This window comes from Parasphingorhabdus sp., from assembly GCF_049667325.1.
In the GTDB taxonomy this organism is placed as follows: Bacteria; Pseudomonadota; Alphaproteobacteria; order Sphingomonadales; family Sphingomonadaceae; genus Parasphingorhabdus.
In genome coordinates this window covers 1-16,001 of record NZ_JBATHY010000205.1, presented here as the reverse complement: position 1 = coordinate 16,001, position 16,001 = coordinate 1, and the positions used below count along the sequence as shown (strand labels likewise).

At 57.4% G+C, this 16,001-nt stretch carries 12 protein-coding genes and 1 tRNA gene; 6 read left to right on the top strand and 7 right to left on the bottom strand.

The features are described from left to right. Nucleotides 1-440, bottom strand: a 440-nt coding sequence (locus tag WBM93_RS09415) for an AMIN domain-containing protein (RefSeq protein WP_424431241.1), incomplete at its 3' end; no start/stop codon positions are given. 524 nt (nt 441-964) lie between these two features. Here WBM93_RS09415 and WBM93_RS09410 point away from each other — a divergent pair. From WBM93_RS09410 to WBM93_RS09400, 3 genes are all read left to right on the top strand, one after another. Further along, entirely contained in the window at nt 965-3,622 is a 2,658-nt protein-coding gene (locus tag WBM93_RS09410) for an Rne/Rng family ribonuclease (RefSeq protein WP_424431240.1), read from the top strand. A gap of 120 nt (nt 3,623-3,742) precedes the next feature. Then, nucleotides 3,743-5,143 carry a M48 family metalloprotease gene (locus tag WBM93_RS09405; RefSeq protein ID WP_424431238.1) on the top strand — a complete coding sequence of 467 codons (1,401 nt, stop codon included), beginning with the start codon at nt 3,743-3,745 and terminating at the stop codon, nt 5,141-5,143. A gap of 112 nt (nt 5,144-5,255) precedes the next feature. Beyond that, entirely contained in the window at nt 5,256-6,014 is a 759-nt protein-coding gene (locus WBM93_RS09400; RefSeq protein WP_424431236.1) for a DsbA family protein, read from the top strand. Between the two features lie 9 nt (nt 6,015-6,023). Here WBM93_RS09400 and WBM93_RS09395 read toward each other — a convergent pair whose 3' ends face one another. Together WBM93_RS09395 and WBM93_RS09390 are read right to left on the bottom strand one after the other, a co-directional pair. After that, nucleotides 6,024-6,698 carry an RlmE family RNA methyltransferase gene (locus tag WBM93_RS09395; RefSeq protein WP_424431235.1) on the bottom strand — a complete coding sequence of 225 codons (675 nt, stop codon included), beginning with the start codon at nt 6,696-6,698 and terminating at the stop codon, nt 6,024-6,026. Continuing rightward, nucleotides 6,695-7,807 (bottom strand): Ppx/GppA phosphatase family protein, encoded by a 1,113-nt coding sequence (locus WBM93_RS09390; RefSeq protein WP_424431233.1) that lies wholly within the window; start codon nt 7,805-7,807, stop codon nt 6,695-6,697. Before WBM93_RS09390 ends, WBM93_RS09395 begins: the two co-directional genes overlap by 4 nt. A gap of 113 nt (nt 7,808-7,920) precedes the next feature. Between WBM93_RS09390 and WBM93_RS09385 the strand changes: the two genes are divergently transcribed. Together WBM93_RS09385 and WBM93_RS09380 are read left to right on the top strand one after the other, a co-directional pair. Next, on the top strand, nt 7,921-8,583 hold the full coding sequence (locus WBM93_RS09385; RefSeq protein WP_424431232.1) for an SOS response-associated peptidase: 663 nt from the start codon (nt 7,921-7,923) through the stop codon (nt 8,581-8,583). A 57-nt stretch (nt 8,584-8,640) separates the two neighbouring features. After that, nucleotides 8,641-8,714: transfer RNA gene (locus WBM93_RS09380), tRNA-Gln, on the top strand. 56 nt (nt 8,715-8,770) lie between these two features. On the opposite strand, the gene putA is transcribed toward WBM93_RS09380, so the two are convergent. From putA to WBM93_RS09360, 4 genes are all read right to left on the bottom strand, one after another. After that, the gene (gene putA / locus WBM93_RS09375) at nt 8,771-12,250 is read right to left on the bottom strand and encodes a bifunctional proline dehydrogenase/L-glutamate gamma-semialdehyde dehydrogenase PutA (protein ID WP_424431230.1); all 3,480 of its coding nucleotides are present in this window, start codon (nt 12,248-12,250) and stop codon (nt 8,771-8,773) included. 205 nt (nt 12,251-12,455) lie between these two features. Next, a complete protein-coding gene (locus tag WBM93_RS09370) occupies nt 12,456-13,169 on the bottom strand; it encodes a hypothetical protein (protein WP_424431228.1) in 714 nt (237 codons plus the stop codon). A 6-nt stretch (nt 13,170-13,175) separates the two neighbouring features. Beyond that, entirely contained in the window at nt 13,176-14,381 is a 1,206-nt protein-coding gene (locus WBM93_RS09365; RefSeq protein ID WP_424431226.1) for a toxic anion resistance protein, read from the bottom strand. A gap of 159 nt (nt 14,382-14,540) precedes the next feature. After that, a complete protein-coding gene (locus WBM93_RS09360) occupies nt 14,541-15,257 on the bottom strand; it encodes an arylesterase (protein WP_424431224.1) in 717 nt (238 codons plus the stop codon). 17 nt (nt 15,258-15,274) lie between these two features. Here WBM93_RS09360 and WBM93_RS09355 point away from each other — a divergent pair, with 17 nt between their 5' ends. Next, on the top strand, nt 15,275-16,000 hold the full coding sequence (locus WBM93_RS09355) for an ABC transporter ATP-binding protein (RefSeq protein WP_424431223.1): 726 nt from the start codon (nt 15,275-15,277) through the stop codon (nt 15,998-16,000). Nucleotide 16,001: the final 1 nt, after the last annotated feature.

The window sequence follows — 16,001 nt, the reverse complement described above, 5'->3', positions numbered from 1 at the left end:
GGTAAAAAGGACTTCCGGCCCAGCGCGATTTGATTCAGGCCAACCGCCTGCAGGTTGAGCTTCAGGCTTTTTCCATCTTGCGAAAAACTGCCGTTGGTGATCACCGCCGGTCGGTCAAGATCGAACACGATCCGCGCTGTATTGGGATCATATTGTCCCTGGCGCACAGATTTCACAATTCCGGACGCATATCCTCCCTGCCCGGCTTTGCCACCTTGGATATCAATCGCGATCCGGTCTGGTCCGATCAGGGAAAAAGTCGAGGCGCCTTCTACCAGATCATCGAAGGCAACGATGATCTGCGAACCGCTCGCTTCGATCCGGCTGATCGAACCAGCCTCGGCCGGTTGGGTGATCAGCAATGCAGATACAAAAATGGTTGCCAGTGCCATGACTTGCTTATGCCCTGCTCGGGCCTTTTTGGTCCAGTCAAATTTCATCGGCTCTGGCTTCCTGGCTAAATCACAACAAACAATTGAGTAAAAAAGCCATTAAGGAAGGTTTCGTAAGGGGCCGTAAAATGACGCGGTTAACGGCCCGTTAGTCATGAATTCGGGCGCAGCAATATTCCCGGAGATGTTTCGGGTTGGTCACAGTTTATGTTGCCGATTAGCGTGAGCGGTGCTAGCAGACGTTTCGAACCATTCGGGAACAATCCTGAAGCGGTTCTTCTAAATGCCGGAAATCATTCGGCATCTACCAGGTTGACGCAACATGAGGCATGACATCTCCGGCTATGAAGCTCTCCGTATCGGAAGCGCTTCCACAGGCGGAACGACTTTGGCTAACGGCCAGGGCCATGCAGTTGTTGCAGACGCATTTTTATCTGAAATTTTTCAAATCAACCGGATGACGCCGCCCGCCCCTAAACAAAGGACCGCGCGCGAACACCCGTTATCCCTACCATATCGCATGGCCCGAGCGGGCTTCGGCCCTCTCTTGTACCATGCCAGGAGACTATTGAATGACTACGCGCATGCTAATCGACGCGCGCCACCAGGAAGAAACCCGGGTGGCGGTCGTAAAAGGAAACAAAATTGAGGAATTCGATTTTGAATCTTCCGAGCACAAACAACTTAAAGGCAATATCTATCTAGCAAAAGTAACCCGGGTCGAACCGTCGTTACAGGCTGCCTTTGTGGATTATGGTGGCAACCGCCACGGATTCCTCGCCTTTTCCGAAATCCATCCCGACTATTACCAGATCCCGAGAGAAGATCGTGAAGCGTTGCTGGCCGAAGAAGCCGAGCACGCGGCAGAAGAAGCTGCTTTGCGCGCGCAGGAAGAGGAAGAAGATGACTCTCCCGCCGATATGGTGCGCAGCGAAGCCACCGAGGAACTGGATACCGCACTGGTTGAAGTCGACAAGGATGACAGCGTCGACACGATCGACGTTACCGAAGGCGAAGTCCCCTTAGAAAATAACGACGATGACGATGATGACGACGACAACAATGATTCCGACGGATCCGGTGATGATTCATCCGAGGACGACGCCAAAGGCAAAAGCGGTGGCCGTCGCGGACGCGGTGGTCGCAACACGCGTGGTCGCGGCAAAGGCAGCATGCCCAAAGCCAGCGATCAGGCACGTCAGAAGAGGATGGCCCTGCGCAAACGTTACAAAATCCAGGACGTCATCCAGCGGCGGCAAGTTGTGCTCGTCCAGGTGGTCAAGGAAGAACGCGGCAACAAGGGTGCTGCGCTCACCACCTATCTCAGCCTCGCGGGTCGCTATTGCGTGCTTATGCCCAACACCTCCCATGGTGGCGGTATCAGCCGGAAGATCAATAATGCTGGCGATCGCAAGCGCCTCAAATCGATCATCGCTGATCTGAAATTGCCGACCAGCATGGGCTGTATCGTTCGCACCGCCGGACTTTCCCGGACCAAGCCTGAAATCAAGCGTGATTTTGACTATCTCGCCCGGCTTTGGGATGAGATCCGTGAAAAAACCCTGGTGGCGACCGCACCAAGCCTGATCCACAGCGATAGCGATCTCGTCAAACGCGCGATCCGCGACATTTACAATCGCGAGATCGAGGAAGTCCTCGTCGAAGGGGCAAGCGGCTATACGGCAGCGAAGAATTTCATGAAGCTGCTGATGCCGAGCCACAGCAAACGGGTGAAGAGCTATGCCGATCCGGTGTCGCTGTTCCAACGCTATGGTGTCGAGGACCAGCTGTCGGCGATGTATTCGCCGGAAGTGCAGCTGAAATCCGGTGGCTATCTTGTGATTAATCCGACCGAGGCGCTGGTCTCGATCGACATCAACTCCGGACGATCAACCCGCGAACACGGGATCGAGGCAACCGCGGTCAAGACCAATATGGAAGCCGCCGCAGAAATTGCACGCCAATTGCGATTGCGCGATATGGCCGGGTTGGTGGTGATCGATTTTATCGACATGGACCGGAGTGGCAATGTCCGCAAAGTCGAACGGGCGATGCGCGATGCGCTGAAAAACGATCGGGCGCGTATTCAGGTCGGACGGATTTCAAGCTTTGGCTTGATGGAAATGAGCCGTCAGCGCCTGCGCACCGGCGTGCTGGAAGCTTCCACCAAAGTATGTCCGCATTGTGAAGGCACCGGACTGGTCCGGACCGCTTCGTCTGCCGCTTTGTCCGTGCTCCGGCTGCTCGAAGAAGAAGCTGCCAAGGGCAAGGCAAGCCAGATCAGTCTGCGCACTAGCCAGGAAGCCAGCATTTACGTGTTGAACAGCAAGCGTCACGAGATTGACGACATCGAGAAACGTTATGGCGTCTCGATCGAAATCGTTCCCGACGGGGAAACCGAAGGCGCACGGATGGAAATCCAAACCTCCGGCAGCCCACCGAAGAACATGCCCAAATTCGAACCCATCGTTGATGATGATGATGACGATCATGTTGAAGACACTGAAACCGTTGAAGAAGACGTGCGGGAAGCACGGGAAGACGTTCGGGAAGCAAGGGACGACGGCGGTGAGCGGCCCAAACGCAAACGGCGTCGGCGCGGAAGGCGCAACCGTGGTGGTGGCGATCGTTCGGAAACCGGCAATTCGGAGAATAGTGGCGAGGCAGATGCGAAACCGAATGACGCGGATAGCCGTGACAAAGCCGAGAAACCGCAGCCACGACCGCGCCGTAGCAGCGCCCGCAAGACGGATAATCCGCCAGTTGACGCAACCGAAGGCAACGCTGATGAGCAGGTGCAACCTGAGGCTAAACCGCGCGGCAGACGCCGTTCCGCCAAAAGCGAAGCCCCGGCGGAGCAGCCAGCGGCAAGTACACAGCCGGACACCGAAACGGCCGAAGAAAAGCCGAAACGGCGCCGCGCTCCGCGAAAAGCCAAGGCCACGGCGTCCACACCGGCTGCTGAAACCACCGGCGCAACCGCTGATGACAAGCCGCCGGTAAAAAGAGCCCCGAGGGCGCGTGCCAAAAAGGCCGATAACGCCGAGGCGTCTGACAAGGCCGCCCCGGAAGCGGTCAAGGAAAAGGCACCTGCAAAACCGCGGAAAGCGAGAGCTAAAGCGACCGGCAAGTCGAAAGAGGACAGCGTCGCAAAAACGTCCGACAGTGATGCTGCGGCATCCAGCGACGGACCACCCCGCAACGGCTGGTGGCAACGTACGTTCGGATAATGATATTGGTACCGTTCCCCCCGGCAAGTTTCGGGCGGGAGCGGTATTATTTTCATCCGCGGTTCAGGCAGGTGATGTCAGGGAGAAAGCTCCAACCGGGCTTTCAGGCTGAGGATTTACATGCGCAATAGTCTTGCTGTTTCATTTCACCGCATTCGCATGCCGGCCCTCGGCCGGTTGACCCGGTTCATGGTGGCGTTTTTGACGATGGTCTCGATCGTCGTACAACCTGTTGCCGCCCAGTCGATATTGCGCGATGCCGAAACCGAAGCCCTGTTTACCGATATGGTCGCGCCGCTGGTCGCGGTATCCGAACTGGATGCCGACGAGGTCGAGGTAGTCCTGATCAATGACAATCAGGTCAATGCCTTTGTTGCGGGCGGCCAGCGAATATATTTCTTTGCCGGTCTCATCGAGACCGCAGACAGCGCCAATGAAGTGCAAGGGGTGATGGCCCACGAACTGGGTCACATCACCGGAGGGCATATAATCCGTTTCGACGAAGGCATGAAAACCGCGACCGGAATCACGATCCTCAGCCTGATCCTGGGTGCTGCCGCCATCGCCGCCGGCGCGGGCGATGCCGGCATGGGGATCCTGGCTGCCGGCCAGCAAGCCGCCATGGGCAAATTCCTGGCCTTCAGCCGGGTGCAGGAACGATCAGCCGATTCTGCCGGTGCCCGCTACCTTTCCGAGGCCGGTATTACCGGCAAAGGCTCGATCGATTTTTTCAAGAAACTTCAGAATTACGAATTCCGCCTCGGCATCCCGCAGGAGGACAGCTACGGCCGCACCCATCCGCTGTCCGGAGAACGTGTCAGCCTGCTGAGAGACGTTTACCAAAGCGACCCCGCCTGGGACAAGCCCTCCGACCCGGACATCGAGGCGCGGTTCCAGCGGGTCAAGGCCAAGCTTCTGGGGTTTACCGCTGACCCGGTGGTGACCTTGCGCGAATATCCCGAAAGCGACCAATCGGTTCCCGGTCGCTATGCACGGGCCTATGCATGGCACAAGAGCGCCTATCCCGATCGGGCGCTCTACGAGGTCAATAATCTGCTCAAATCCGCGCCGAACGATCCTTATTTCCTCGAATTGCACGGCCAGATCCTGCTGGAATCGGGCAAACCCGACGAAGCGCTGAAATCGCTGCGCAGGGCGGTGGAGCTAACCAATAACCAGCCGCTGATCGCGAGCCTGTTCGGTCACGCCCTGATCGCGACCGAAGACGCACAATATTTTGACGAGGCAACCCAAGTCTTGAAAGCCGCTGTAAACAAGGACAATCGCAACCCGTTTGCCTGGTATCAGCTGGGAGTGGTTTATTCGCAACAAGGCGACATGCCGCGCGCGCAACTGGCAACAGCGGAGAGCTCTCTGCTTTCGCAAAACTATGCCGGTGCCATTCGCAGTTCGCAAATCGCGATGGCTGGTATAGCCGAGAATACACCCGACTGGATTCGGGCGCAGGACATTTCGTTCATTGCCAAAGCCGAATTCGAAAGAGACAGCAAGCGCCGCTAGCCCGGGCTGCCTACACCGGCACTGTTTTGGCTGGACAAGCCGTGCGGCCATAGCCAATGGCATAGATCAACGAAAGAGCCCGATTGTGGATGAAGTTTCAAATAGAAAGTGGATGATTATGGCGGGTGGCGGACTGGCCATAGCGGCGGCATTGGGTGTTTGGTTCTGGCAGGCAGGCAGCGCTTCCTCGACCGAAGCCACCAGCGAACTTGCGCTGGCCGCGGGTATCGATGCGCAGGAGCAAAAAGCCATCGAGGCGATTGTCCGCGACTATATCCTGAAAAATCCTGAAATCATTCCGGAAGCGGTAGAAATCTTGCAGGGCCGCCAGAAGGCGTCGGCGATTGATGCGGTCCGGGCTCAGATTGAAAAGCCTTTTGCCGGAAACGCTTTTGCCGGAAATCCCGATGGTGATGTCATTGTCGTCGAATATTCCGATTTCAATTGCCCCTATTGCAAACAGACCGAGCGCGATATCGCCAGACTGATCGCCGAAGACAAAAATGTGAAAGTCGTATTCCGCGAGTTGCCGATTCTCAGCGAAACCAGCAATGACGCCGCGCTGATGGCACTGGCGGCTGCGAAGCAGGGCAAATATTATGCCTTCCACAAAACCATGTTCGCCACCGGTCGGCCGACACCTTCGACGATAGAGGCGGCGGCCAGGGAGATCGGACTCGACATGGCAGCGGCGCGGGCCTTCATCGCGTCACCCGAAGCCAAGCGTGAAATCCAGAATAATATCGAAACTGCCCAGCAGATGCGGTTCACCGGAACCCCGGCCTGGGTTGTCGGCAATCAGTCGGAAGTCGGAGCCGTGGGCTATGACGGACTAAAGGAAATGGTCGCCAAGGCGCGCGCCGGCAATTAGGGACAGAACCTAGGGCGCCGCCGCGTTGTCCTTGAATCCCTGCGCAATCACATACCATTCGGACGAGCCCTTGCGGCTCGCTGGCGGCTTGGCATGCTTCACCACCTCGAAATGCTTCTTTAGCAGCGTCAACAACTCGTTGTCGGTTCCGCCGGCCAATACTTTCGCGACAAAATTGCCGCCCTTTTGCAGATTGTCCACCGCAAAATAGGCGGCGGCCTCGACCAGTCCCATCGTCCGCAAATGGTCGGTTTGCTGATGGCCAACCGTATTGGCGGCCATATCGGATAATATCAGGTCCGGTTTGCCGCCCAGAGTTTCGATCAACAGGTCCGGCGCGGCATCGTCCATGAAGTCCATCTGGAAAATGGTCACCCCTTCGATCGCATCGACCTCGAGCAGATCAATCCCGACAACCGCTGCCTTGGGCGCATATTTGCGCATCACCTGGGCCCATCCACCCGGCGCGATCCCGAGATCCACTACCAGCTTTGCGTTGCGGACCAGTTTGAACCGCTCGTCCAGTTCCAGTAACTTATACGCTGCGCGAGATCGATAGCCTTCGGCCCGCGCCTGCTTGACATAGGGATCGTTCAGCTGCCGTTCGAGCCAGCGGGTCGACCCGATCTTACGACCCTTGGCGGTCTTGACCCGCTGCTTGCTGCCTGCCCTGCCCCGGCTCATCGGACCGAACGCCGTTCGTTGGCAGACATCAACGAGCGCAATATGCCTTCGCGGATACCGCGATCCGCGACGCCGACGCGCGGTGCCGGCCAAATGTCGAGAATCGATTCGAGAATTGCGCAGCCGCCGACGACCAGATCCGCGCGTTCCCGGCCGATGCACGGAATATCCGCCCGCTCGTCTGGCGAAGCATTCGCCAGCATCGTGCTGATTTCGCGCATCGATTCGGTAGGCACGATCAAGCCGTCGATCACCTTGCGATCATATTGCGGGAGTTTCAGATGCAGGCTTGCCAATGTGGTTACCGTGCCGCTCGTGCCCAGCAAACGATAATCGCACTGCTCGAGCCGCGGCAATCTTTCGGCAAAACTGGCGAAGCTGTCCGCCACCCGCTTGCGCATCGCGATAAAGGCCTGACGTCGCGCGTGCGGGTCACTAGCATTGAATTTTTCGCTTTCGGTCAGCGAAACGACGCCCCACGGGACGCTCAGCCAGTCAATAATTTCCGGTGCCGAGCCGGTTGTGTCGACCAGCACGAGTTCTGTCGAGCCACCGCCGATATCGAAAATAAGCGCCGGCCCCTCGCCCGGTTCAAGCAATATCTGACAGCCGAGAACGGCCAGACGCGCTTCTTCTTCTGCGGAGATCACGTCGAGCGCGATACCGGTTTCGCGGCGGACACGTTCGATAAACTTGTCACCGTTGCTCGCCCGCCGGCAGGCCTCGGTAGCCACCGACCGAGCCAGCGTCACATTGCGACGCCGCAGCTTGTCAGCGCAAATCGACAAGGCGGCAACCGCTCTATCCATCGCCCGGCTGCTGATCCGGCCGGTTTCGACCAGGCCTTCCCCCAGACGGACAACGCGCGAAAAGGCATCGGTTACGATGAAGCCGTCAGACGATGGCTTGGCGACCAGCAACCGACAGTTGTTGGTGCCCAGATCTATTGCTGCATAGGACCGCAATTTGGGCCAGCGCCCGTTACCGTGGAGAACAGAAGGCGCAATCCGACTCTGTCCATTATGTGTCGCCGCAGGGTTCGGGCGGGATTTCCTTGCGGATGATCCGCCTGTTGCATCTTGCGGCGATGGGGACTCTTGATCCGCCATGACCGTACTCTTATGTTCTCCGGATCGGATAATACCGCCGGTACTTGCCTAGGAAGATAACGCCGCAGCGCCTGTGACGCAAGGGCGGGTAACCTTGTTGAACGGAAAACATCATGTGTGGGCGCAAATTTAGCCATGAAGAACTGACCTGGGCGGAATATCGCGACATATTGGCGATCGTCCAGCCCCCGCCAAATAGCAATTTTCAGCCCAGCTATAATATCTGTCCAACCCAGCAAGTACCGGTGTGTATCAATCGAGATGGCCAGAGGTCGCTCGAACTGCTGCGCTGGGGCCTTCTGCCACCCTGGGCCAAGGACACCAAATATGCTGCCAAGATGATCAACGCCCGGGCCGAAACGCTGGCGGAGAAACCATCGTTCAAACCGTTGCTCGGCAATAATCGCTGCATCATCATGGTGTCGGGCTTCTACGAATGGCAGCGCGAGGGCTCGAGCAAGACGCCCTATAAAGTCGAACGCGGTGACCGGGAGCCGATGCTGCTCGCCGGACTGTGGACATATAATGACCGTCTCGACATCGGCAGCTATGCGGTGATTACCACCGCAGCGCCAGCGTCATTCTCTGCCATTCACGACCGAACGCCCGTGATTCTAGAGCGAACGAACATCGCAACATGGCTAGAGAGCGATTGGGCCGAAGCCGGACGTCTGGCGGTAACCTATCAGGGCGATATGACAGCCACCCGGGTTTCCGACGCGGTCAACAGCAACCGCAACAATGGTCCGCAACTGCTTGATCCGGTAACAGCCTAGTCACCACCAAAAGGCTTGACGCTAAGTCGCTCCCTGCCTATTGCCCCGCTCCGGCACTCCCCTGTCGTATAATGGTAATACCACGGACTCTGACTCCGTTAATTGAGGTTCGAATCCTCACGGGGGATCCAGTTTTTCCCTTGTATCATTATCACGAAGACTACCGATCCTGTGACAGCGACAGCTGTCAGGTCAGCAGCGAGACATTTCCCCCCGCAGCGGTTGTATCTATGCAGACGTGGCGCTCTACCAGACACTGGTGGTCAAATTTTTCCTCGGTGATCAGCGGAATCAGCGGTCCGTCGCGCTGGGCGAGAGCCTGGCGGATGGCGCGGATATCCTCGATTTCACTCCAGCACACCACGGCATCGATAGCGGTCAACCGGGACAGAGAATCACGCGGCAGAAATCCGTCGAGCGTTTGCTCTCCGGTAGCACCGGGAACACAGATCAACGCTTCACAGCCCTGTTGCCGCGCGGTCTCGGCCTGCTTCGTCGCATCTTCTGCCGTCGGACCGAGGCACAAGATTGTTCCCCGTGCATAGGCGAATAGTTCATTCGACTCCCCGGTGGGTCCGGGCATGATTTCGGAACTTCGCGGCCGCTTGTCGGGAGCCGGAAGATTCTCGAGTGCCGTCTGAATCGTTTCTGCTGCCAGTTCAGTGCCAACACTAACCGGCGTTGTCGGTCTGGAGCTTTGATAAAAGCGCGGCAGATAATGCGGTCCGCCGGCCTTGGGACCCGTTCCGGAAAGTCCCTCGCCGCCGAACGGCTGGGAACCGACGACAGCGCCGACCTGGTTGCGATTGACGTAGATATTTCCGACCTTCATCGCGCTGGTCAATTTTTCGATGCGCCGTTCGATCCGGGTCTGGAGACCAAAGGTCAGTCCATAGCCGCGGCCGTTGATGTCGCTGATCACCTGGTCGAGCCCGCCGCTCTTGAATGTTGCAACGTGCAGGACCGGGCCAAAAATCTCTTCGCCGAGATCATTGATAGTATCGACCTTGATCACCGCTGGTCCGACAAAATAGCCATCGTCGGGACAGCCGAGCTGTTTCAGCAACCTGCCCTCGGTCTTTGCTGCAGCAATATGCGCGCTGATCTTGTCATGCGCGGCCTGATCGATAACCGGGCCGATGTCGGTCGACAGCCACCACGGATTACCCATCTCGGTCGCGTCCATCGCGCCATATAGCATGTTCAGAAACGGCTCGGCGACATCCTCTTGCAGATAGAGCACCCGCAAGGCCGAGCATCGTTGCCCGGCGGATTGAAATGCAGAAGTAATGATATCGCGAACCGATTGTTCCGGCAGAGCGGTCGAATCGACGATCATGCAGTTGAGGCCGCCGGTCTCGGCGATCAACAATGAATCAGCCTGACCATTTTCAGCGATATTGCGGTTAATTGTCTGTGCCGTCACCGTAGAGCCGGTAAAACATACGCCATTGATGCGGGCGTCGCCGCTGATCGCGGCACCGACGGTTGCGCCAGCGCCCGGCAGAAGCTGAAGCGTACTCAGAGGCACACCGGCCTCGTGCAACAGATTGGTCGCCAGAGCGGCAATCAGCGGCGTCTGGTCAGCCGGTTTCGCCAATACCGCATTGCCCGCAGCGAGAGCCGCAGCCACCTGGCCGGTGAAGATCGCCAGCGGGAAATTCCATGGCGAGATGCAGCTGATGATTCCGCGTGGCTTCTTGTCAGGCGACTTCTCGGCTTCCTTGGCATAATAGCGGAGAAAGTCGACCGCCTCGCGCAATTCGGCGATCGTATCAAATTGGGTCTTGCCCGCCTCTCTTGCCAGCAATGCAAAAATTTCGCCGTGATGCTGCTCGTAAAGATCGGCTGCCTTGCGCAAAACCGAAGCGCGCTCTGCCACCGGAGCGTCCCAGATGCGGGCATCTTCTATCGCTTCACGGGCCTGCTTCTCGTCAGCCTCGATCACTTCACCAACCTGACTGTCCTTGATCGCAGGGTTGAATATCTTGTGCGTGGTGCCGCTTGTCACCGGACGAACGATGATCGGTGACGAACGCCAGAGCTTCTCGGCAAAGGGCGCGCGTTCTGCGACATAATCGTTCAAATCCGTACGATTGGCGAGATCCCAACCGCGCGAGTTGATCCGTTCGGGCCGATAAAGATCGCTCGGCTTCATGATCTTCGACTGGCTCGATTGCTGATCAGCCACCAGCGTCTCGAACGGATCGGTCGCAATCAGTTCGGCGGCGACAGCATGATTGGCGAGCTGGTTTACAAAGGAAGAATTCGCACCATTTTCGAGCAGGCGTCGGACCAGATAGGCGAGCAGCTCGCGATGCTTCCCGACCGGCGCATAGATGCGCGAACGCACCTTTTCATTGCGCAGCAAGGCATCGTGCAAGGTTTCGCCCATGCCGTGCAAGCGCTGAAATTCGAAATCCTGATTGTTACCGGCCATCTCCAATATCGCCGCAACGCTGTGCGCATTGTGAGTGGCGAATTGCGGATAGATGCGATCGGTCATTTTCAGCAGCTGCGATGCGCAGCAGATATAGCTGATATCGGTCGCGGATTTTGTCGTGAACACAGGAAAGTCGGGTACGCCATCCATTTGCGCCCGCTTGATCTCGCTGTCCCAATAGGCGCCCTTGACCAGGCGAACCATGATCTTGCGATCGAGCTGGGTCGCCAGCGCGTAAAGCCAATCGAGAACATAGCTGGCGCGCTTGCCAAATGCCTGCACAACGACGCCAAAGCCATCCCATCCGGTCAGGCGCGGATCGCTGAGCACCATCTCGATCATGTCGAGCGACAGGCCAAGACGATAGGCTTCTTCGGCATCGATATTGAGGCCGATATTAGCATCGCGCGCCGCGCGCGCCAGTTCGCCCACGCGGTCGGCAAGCTCGGGCACGGCCTTTGCCTGCTGGCTCATTTCGTAGCGCGGGTAGAGAGCCGATAATTTGATCGAAAGACCGGGGTTTTCGCGCAGATCATCGGAAACAGCGACTTTCGCAATTTCTTTTATCGCGTCGGCATAGGCTTCGAAATATTCGTCCGCGCCTTCCTGAGTAATCGCGGCCTCTCCCAGCATATCATAGGAATAGGTCGCGCCCTTGGCCTTCCATTTCTCGGCCCGCTTCAACGCCAGCTTCATATCCTCGCCGAGCACGAACTGGTTGCCAAGCTCTTTCATCGCCTGTCGTACCGCCACACGGATCACCGGTTCGCCCAGTCGCTTTATCGCGCCCCGCAGAGCGTCGAGCGGCCCGCGGCTTTCGGGCTTGTTAATCACACTCCGCGTCATCTCCAGCGCGTAGGTCGAGGCATTGACCAGCGAGCTTTCAGACTGGCCGATATGGTCACGCCAGTTGGAAGGGCCGATCTTGTCTTCGATCAGGGCATCAATCGTCTGGTTATCCGGTACCCGCAACAGCGCTTCGGCCAGTGTCATCAGGGCGAGGCCCTCGTCGGTAGAAAGACCATATTCACCCAGAAAACTCTCGGTCAGCGTTGGCCCCGAAGCGTTCCGCACGTCCCGGACAACCTGTATCGCCCGTTCCTGAATACGGCTGCGTGTCCGTTCGTCCGGACCAAAATTCGATATGAGATATTCCAGAATCTCGGCTTCATCGGTGCGATGATGCGTGCGGACTTTTTCCCGATAATCAATCAGACTATTCATTATTCCAAGATTCCCTAACAAATTTGCCGCGATTTTCATTGCGGTTTGCAGTTTCGAATTTCACGGTGAAACGAGACAAAGATCAATCGTGCTGATCAGCCGGCCGAGATAGAATGACTATCGCATTTCCGACTTCGAACGCAACCTTTGTCGCCGGCAAGGTCTATGTTGCCGAGACTGGGAACGCTATGCTCTGGCGTCGATGCTATTCCGCTTCGGCACTCTGATCATATTTGAGTTCAAGATAGCGACCGCGGATCGACAGATTGTCGATATCGCCTTTGGCTATCTGCTGGGTGACCCCGGAAATTTCTTTCTCGATCAGCGACAGGCCGCCGATCAGCTGCTCGTCCGGCGACTTGCCGCTATCATTTGCCTTGCCGCGCATCGATACGGGAATCGCCCGATAGCCGTTGATCAGTTCAGGCAGATGCTCGCCGACCAGCTTGCGCACTTCATAAGCCGCGGTATCGCCCTCGTTGAGTTTATTGAGCTGCGGAGACAGCATATCGAGCTGGACGCCGATGCCGTTGACGATCTGGACCGCAGGCGGCGGCAAGGCGGGGCGCTGGCTTTCGAGCCAGATTTCCGTCTTTCCTGCCAGCGACTTGAGATCGGACTGGACAATCATCTCCGGCGTGGGGATTTTCATTTCGGGAAATTTCATTGCTGCCCATATTCCGCCGGCGATCATTCCCGCAGATATCAGCACGCCCCAGAATCCGATGCCGCTCAAAATCCCGCCGACGATACTGGCTCCCACCAGAACCCCAACCGTCCACAAGGCGGCGCGGCCCAGTTTCTTGAAAAAATGGCCCTGCTTCAGTTTGTGAGAACGATTGCCAATCGAGCGGCGGAACCGGGATTCCCGAAGAACCCGCGCCGCGCTGTCGAAGATTTCCTGATTGGATTCGGGCACCAGGCTCTAGCCCTCCAGCGATGACAGGGGGTTTTCGGATGGCGCTTCCAGTTGCGCCTTGGCCTGCCCTTCGGAACGGGCAATATAGCCTTTCGACTTCTCGATCTCGCCAGACAGGCTGTTGACCGTCGCCTTCATATTTTCCAGCGCCTTGAGCTTGAATGTATCGATATTGTCCATCGTGTCGTAGACATTCTGGAAGGCGCGCTGCAGTGTTTCGAGCGGTATCGTCGCCGATGCGGCTTGCTCGTGAATCTGGCCGGTCTGGTTTTTCAGCATTTCGCTGGTGCTATCGATCACGCCTGCTGTAGTCGTGTTAAGCGCAGTGATCTGGTCGAGGACCAGCTTCTGGTTGGTCAGCGCCTGGGCGACGGTCACACCGGTCCGCAGCGCGCCGACGGTCGTCGTGCTTGCCCGATCGACACCTTTGACCAGCTCGACATTGTTGCGTTTCACCAGGTCAAGCGCAAGATAGCCTTGCACCGTGACCGCCATTTGGGTCAGCAGATCCTGGGTGCGTTGGCGGACGTAGAATAATGCGCTTTCGCGGATCGCCTTGGCCTTGGCCGGGTCGGTTGCGTCCAGTTCGGCGGCTTTGTCTTCGAGCCGCTGGTCCATGACCTTGGAAACGTGAATCATTTGCTCCAGCCGGCCCATCGCCGCCCAGAGATTCTTGCGTTCGACATCAATCGCCGCATTGTCCATCAGCAATTCGTCCTTGCCGGAACGGAGCCGGTCGAGGATCGAGCCAATATGGCCTTGCGCGCTTTTATAACCGTCGAAATAGTTACGCAGCTTGTTGCCAAAAGGGATAATTCCGAAGAGCTTCTTCTTGGTGGTCAGGTTTCCACGCTTGCCCGGATCGAGATCCTCGACCGTACGACGCAATTCCGCAAGATCAGAACCGATGCCGCTTTCTTCGTCCATCGACCGGATCGGGCGATCCAAAAAGCGGTTGGACTGGCCCGCCGCTTCGGCGATTTCCTTGCGGCCCATATTGGTAATTTGGTCCACTTTTTTGCCGAATTCGGGGCTGTTTTGGTCTTGCGCGATCAGATCGTCGATAAAAGAGTCGACTTTTTCTTCTAGCTTGGAGCGGATCTCGTCACCGACCGGCACCAGGCCAGCGGCCTTCTCGGGCGAAACGGCAACCACCGGGTCCGGCGGAGTCAATTTCAGGTCTTCGGTCGCGGTGATTGTTTCGGTCGCCATGCTGCTTCGCCTCCCTGCCCCTGCAACAATGCGGGGCTTTCCCTATAAATGGATGCAATTGCCCTGCTTTTCAAGCGTTTCAAGTGCTGTATTAGTAAAATAATACAGTTTTTGCGATTCGGCGCAACATGCTTCCAAGTTTTCCAACTTGGGCTGCGCTTAGCTTTCCAGCAGTTTCGCCACCTGCGGCGCGATTTTTCCGACGATGATATCAATGCCCTCTGCGGTCGGGTGGAGACCATCCGGCAGGAATAAATCGGGACGCCCCACCACCCCGTCCATGAAAAATGGATAAAGCGCGATATTATATTTTTTGGCCAGCGCGGGATAGATGACGTTGAACTCCTTGCTGAATTCCGCACCGAGATTGGGCGGGGCCAGCATCCCGGTGAGCATGACGGGAATCTCGCGCTCGTCGAGCTTGCGCACCATCGCCTCCATATTAGCGCGACTGTCCGCTGGTTTCAGACCGCGCAGCATATCATTACCGCCCAGCCCCAATATCACCAGATCCGGCTTGCGAGTCAGACTGTCGAGAACGAAATCCATTCGCCGCAAACCCGCTGCCGTCGTATCACCCGATACGCCAGCGTTATAGACGCGGACGTCTTTGCCTTCTGCGATCAGCGCCGCTTGCAGTTCCGGGGCAAAGCCCTCTTTCTGATCAAGACCATAGCCCGCATAGAGGCTGTCGCCGAATGCGACGATCAGAATTTCGGCTTCTTTCGCTTCGGCCTTTTGAACGCCGTCGGTTTCGTTCGAGACCGTTTCTACGTCCTTGAGAACAGCTTGCCCCTCTTCCGGCGCGGGCCCACAAGCGATCAAAAGTTGCAGAAGTGCCAGTGTAGACCCATATAAGAAAAAATTCTTCAACATCGGATATCCTTACCCCCATGAACCAAAATAACGCCGCATCGAGCGACGCCGCCACGTTTGAACCCCATATTGCGATTGCAGCCCGGAATGTCACCCTGTCATTGGGGGAAGGCGATGCGCGGGTCGACATCTTGCGCGGCATCGATCTGTCGATCGAAGAGGGCAAGACGGTAGCACTGCTCGGGCCATCGGGTTCGGGCAAATCATCGCTGATGGCAATCCTGTCCGGCCTTGAACGGGCAAGCGGCGGTGAAGTGAATATCGCCGGAGCCGATTTCGGAACCATGAACGAGGATCAGCTGGCGGTCGCGCGACGGGGCCGGGTGGGCATTGTTTTGCAAGCCTTTCATTTGCTCCCTACGATGACGGCGCTGGAAAACGTTGCCGTGCCACTCGAACTGGATGGTCAGCCCAATCCCTTTGGGATAGCGGCAAAAGAACTGACCGCAGTGGGCCTTGGCGACCGATTGGGCCATTATCCGACCCAGCTTTCCGGCGGCGAGCAACAACGAGTTGCCATCGCCCGTGCGATGGCGTCGCGGCCCACCATCATCTTTGCCGACGAACCCACCGGCAATCTCGACGGCACCACCGGCGACAAAATTATCACCTTGCTTTTCGATCGCCAGCAAGCCACCGACGCGACACTGCTCATCATCACCCATGATCCCGAGCTGGCCAAGCGCTGTGACCGGATCATAGAACTGCGCGACGGAATGATCGAACGGGACAGCGCCGCGTGAT

Excerpts from the sequence above, each read along its gene's own strand:
- WBM93_RS09365 (WP_424431226.1), bottom strand. The coding sequence starts at position 14,381 with ATGGCGACCGAAACAATCACCGCGACCGAAGACCTGAAATTGACTCCG.
- WBM93_RS09400 (WP_424431236.1), top strand. The coding sequence starts at position 5,256 with ATGATTATGGCGGGTGGCGGACTGGCCATAGCGGCGGCATTGGGTGTT.
- WBM93_RS09360 (WP_424431224.1), bottom strand. The coding sequence starts at position 15,257 with ATGTTGAAGAATTTTTTCTTATATGGGTCTACACTGGCACTTCTGCAA.
- WBM93_RS09390 (WP_424431233.1), bottom strand. The coding sequence starts at position 7,807 with ATGGCGGATCAAGAGTCCCCATCGCCGCAAGATGCAACAGGCGGATCA.
- WBM93_RS09405 (WP_424431238.1), top strand. The coding sequence starts at position 3,743 with ATGCGCAATAGTCTTGCTGTTTCATTTCACCGCATTCGCATGCCGGCC.
- putA (WP_424431230.1), bottom strand. The coding sequence starts at position 12,250 with ATGAATAGTCTGATTGATTATCGGGAAAAAGTCCGCACGCATCATCGC.
- WBM93_RS09410 (WP_424431240.1), top strand. The coding sequence starts at position 965 with ATGACTACGCGCATGCTAATCGACGCGCGCCACCAGGAAGAAACCCGG.
- WBM93_RS09355 (WP_424431223.1), top strand. The coding sequence starts at position 15,275 with ATGAACCAAAATAACGCCGCATCGAGCGACGCCGCCACGTTTGAACCC.
- WBM93_RS09395 (WP_424431235.1), bottom strand. The coding sequence starts at position 6,698 with ATGAGCCGGGGCAGGGCAGGCAGCAAGCAGCGGGTCAAGACCGCCAAG.
- WBM93_RS09385 (WP_424431232.1), top strand. The coding sequence starts at position 7,921 with ATGTGTGGGCGCAAATTTAGCCATGAAGAACTGACCTGGGCGGAATAT.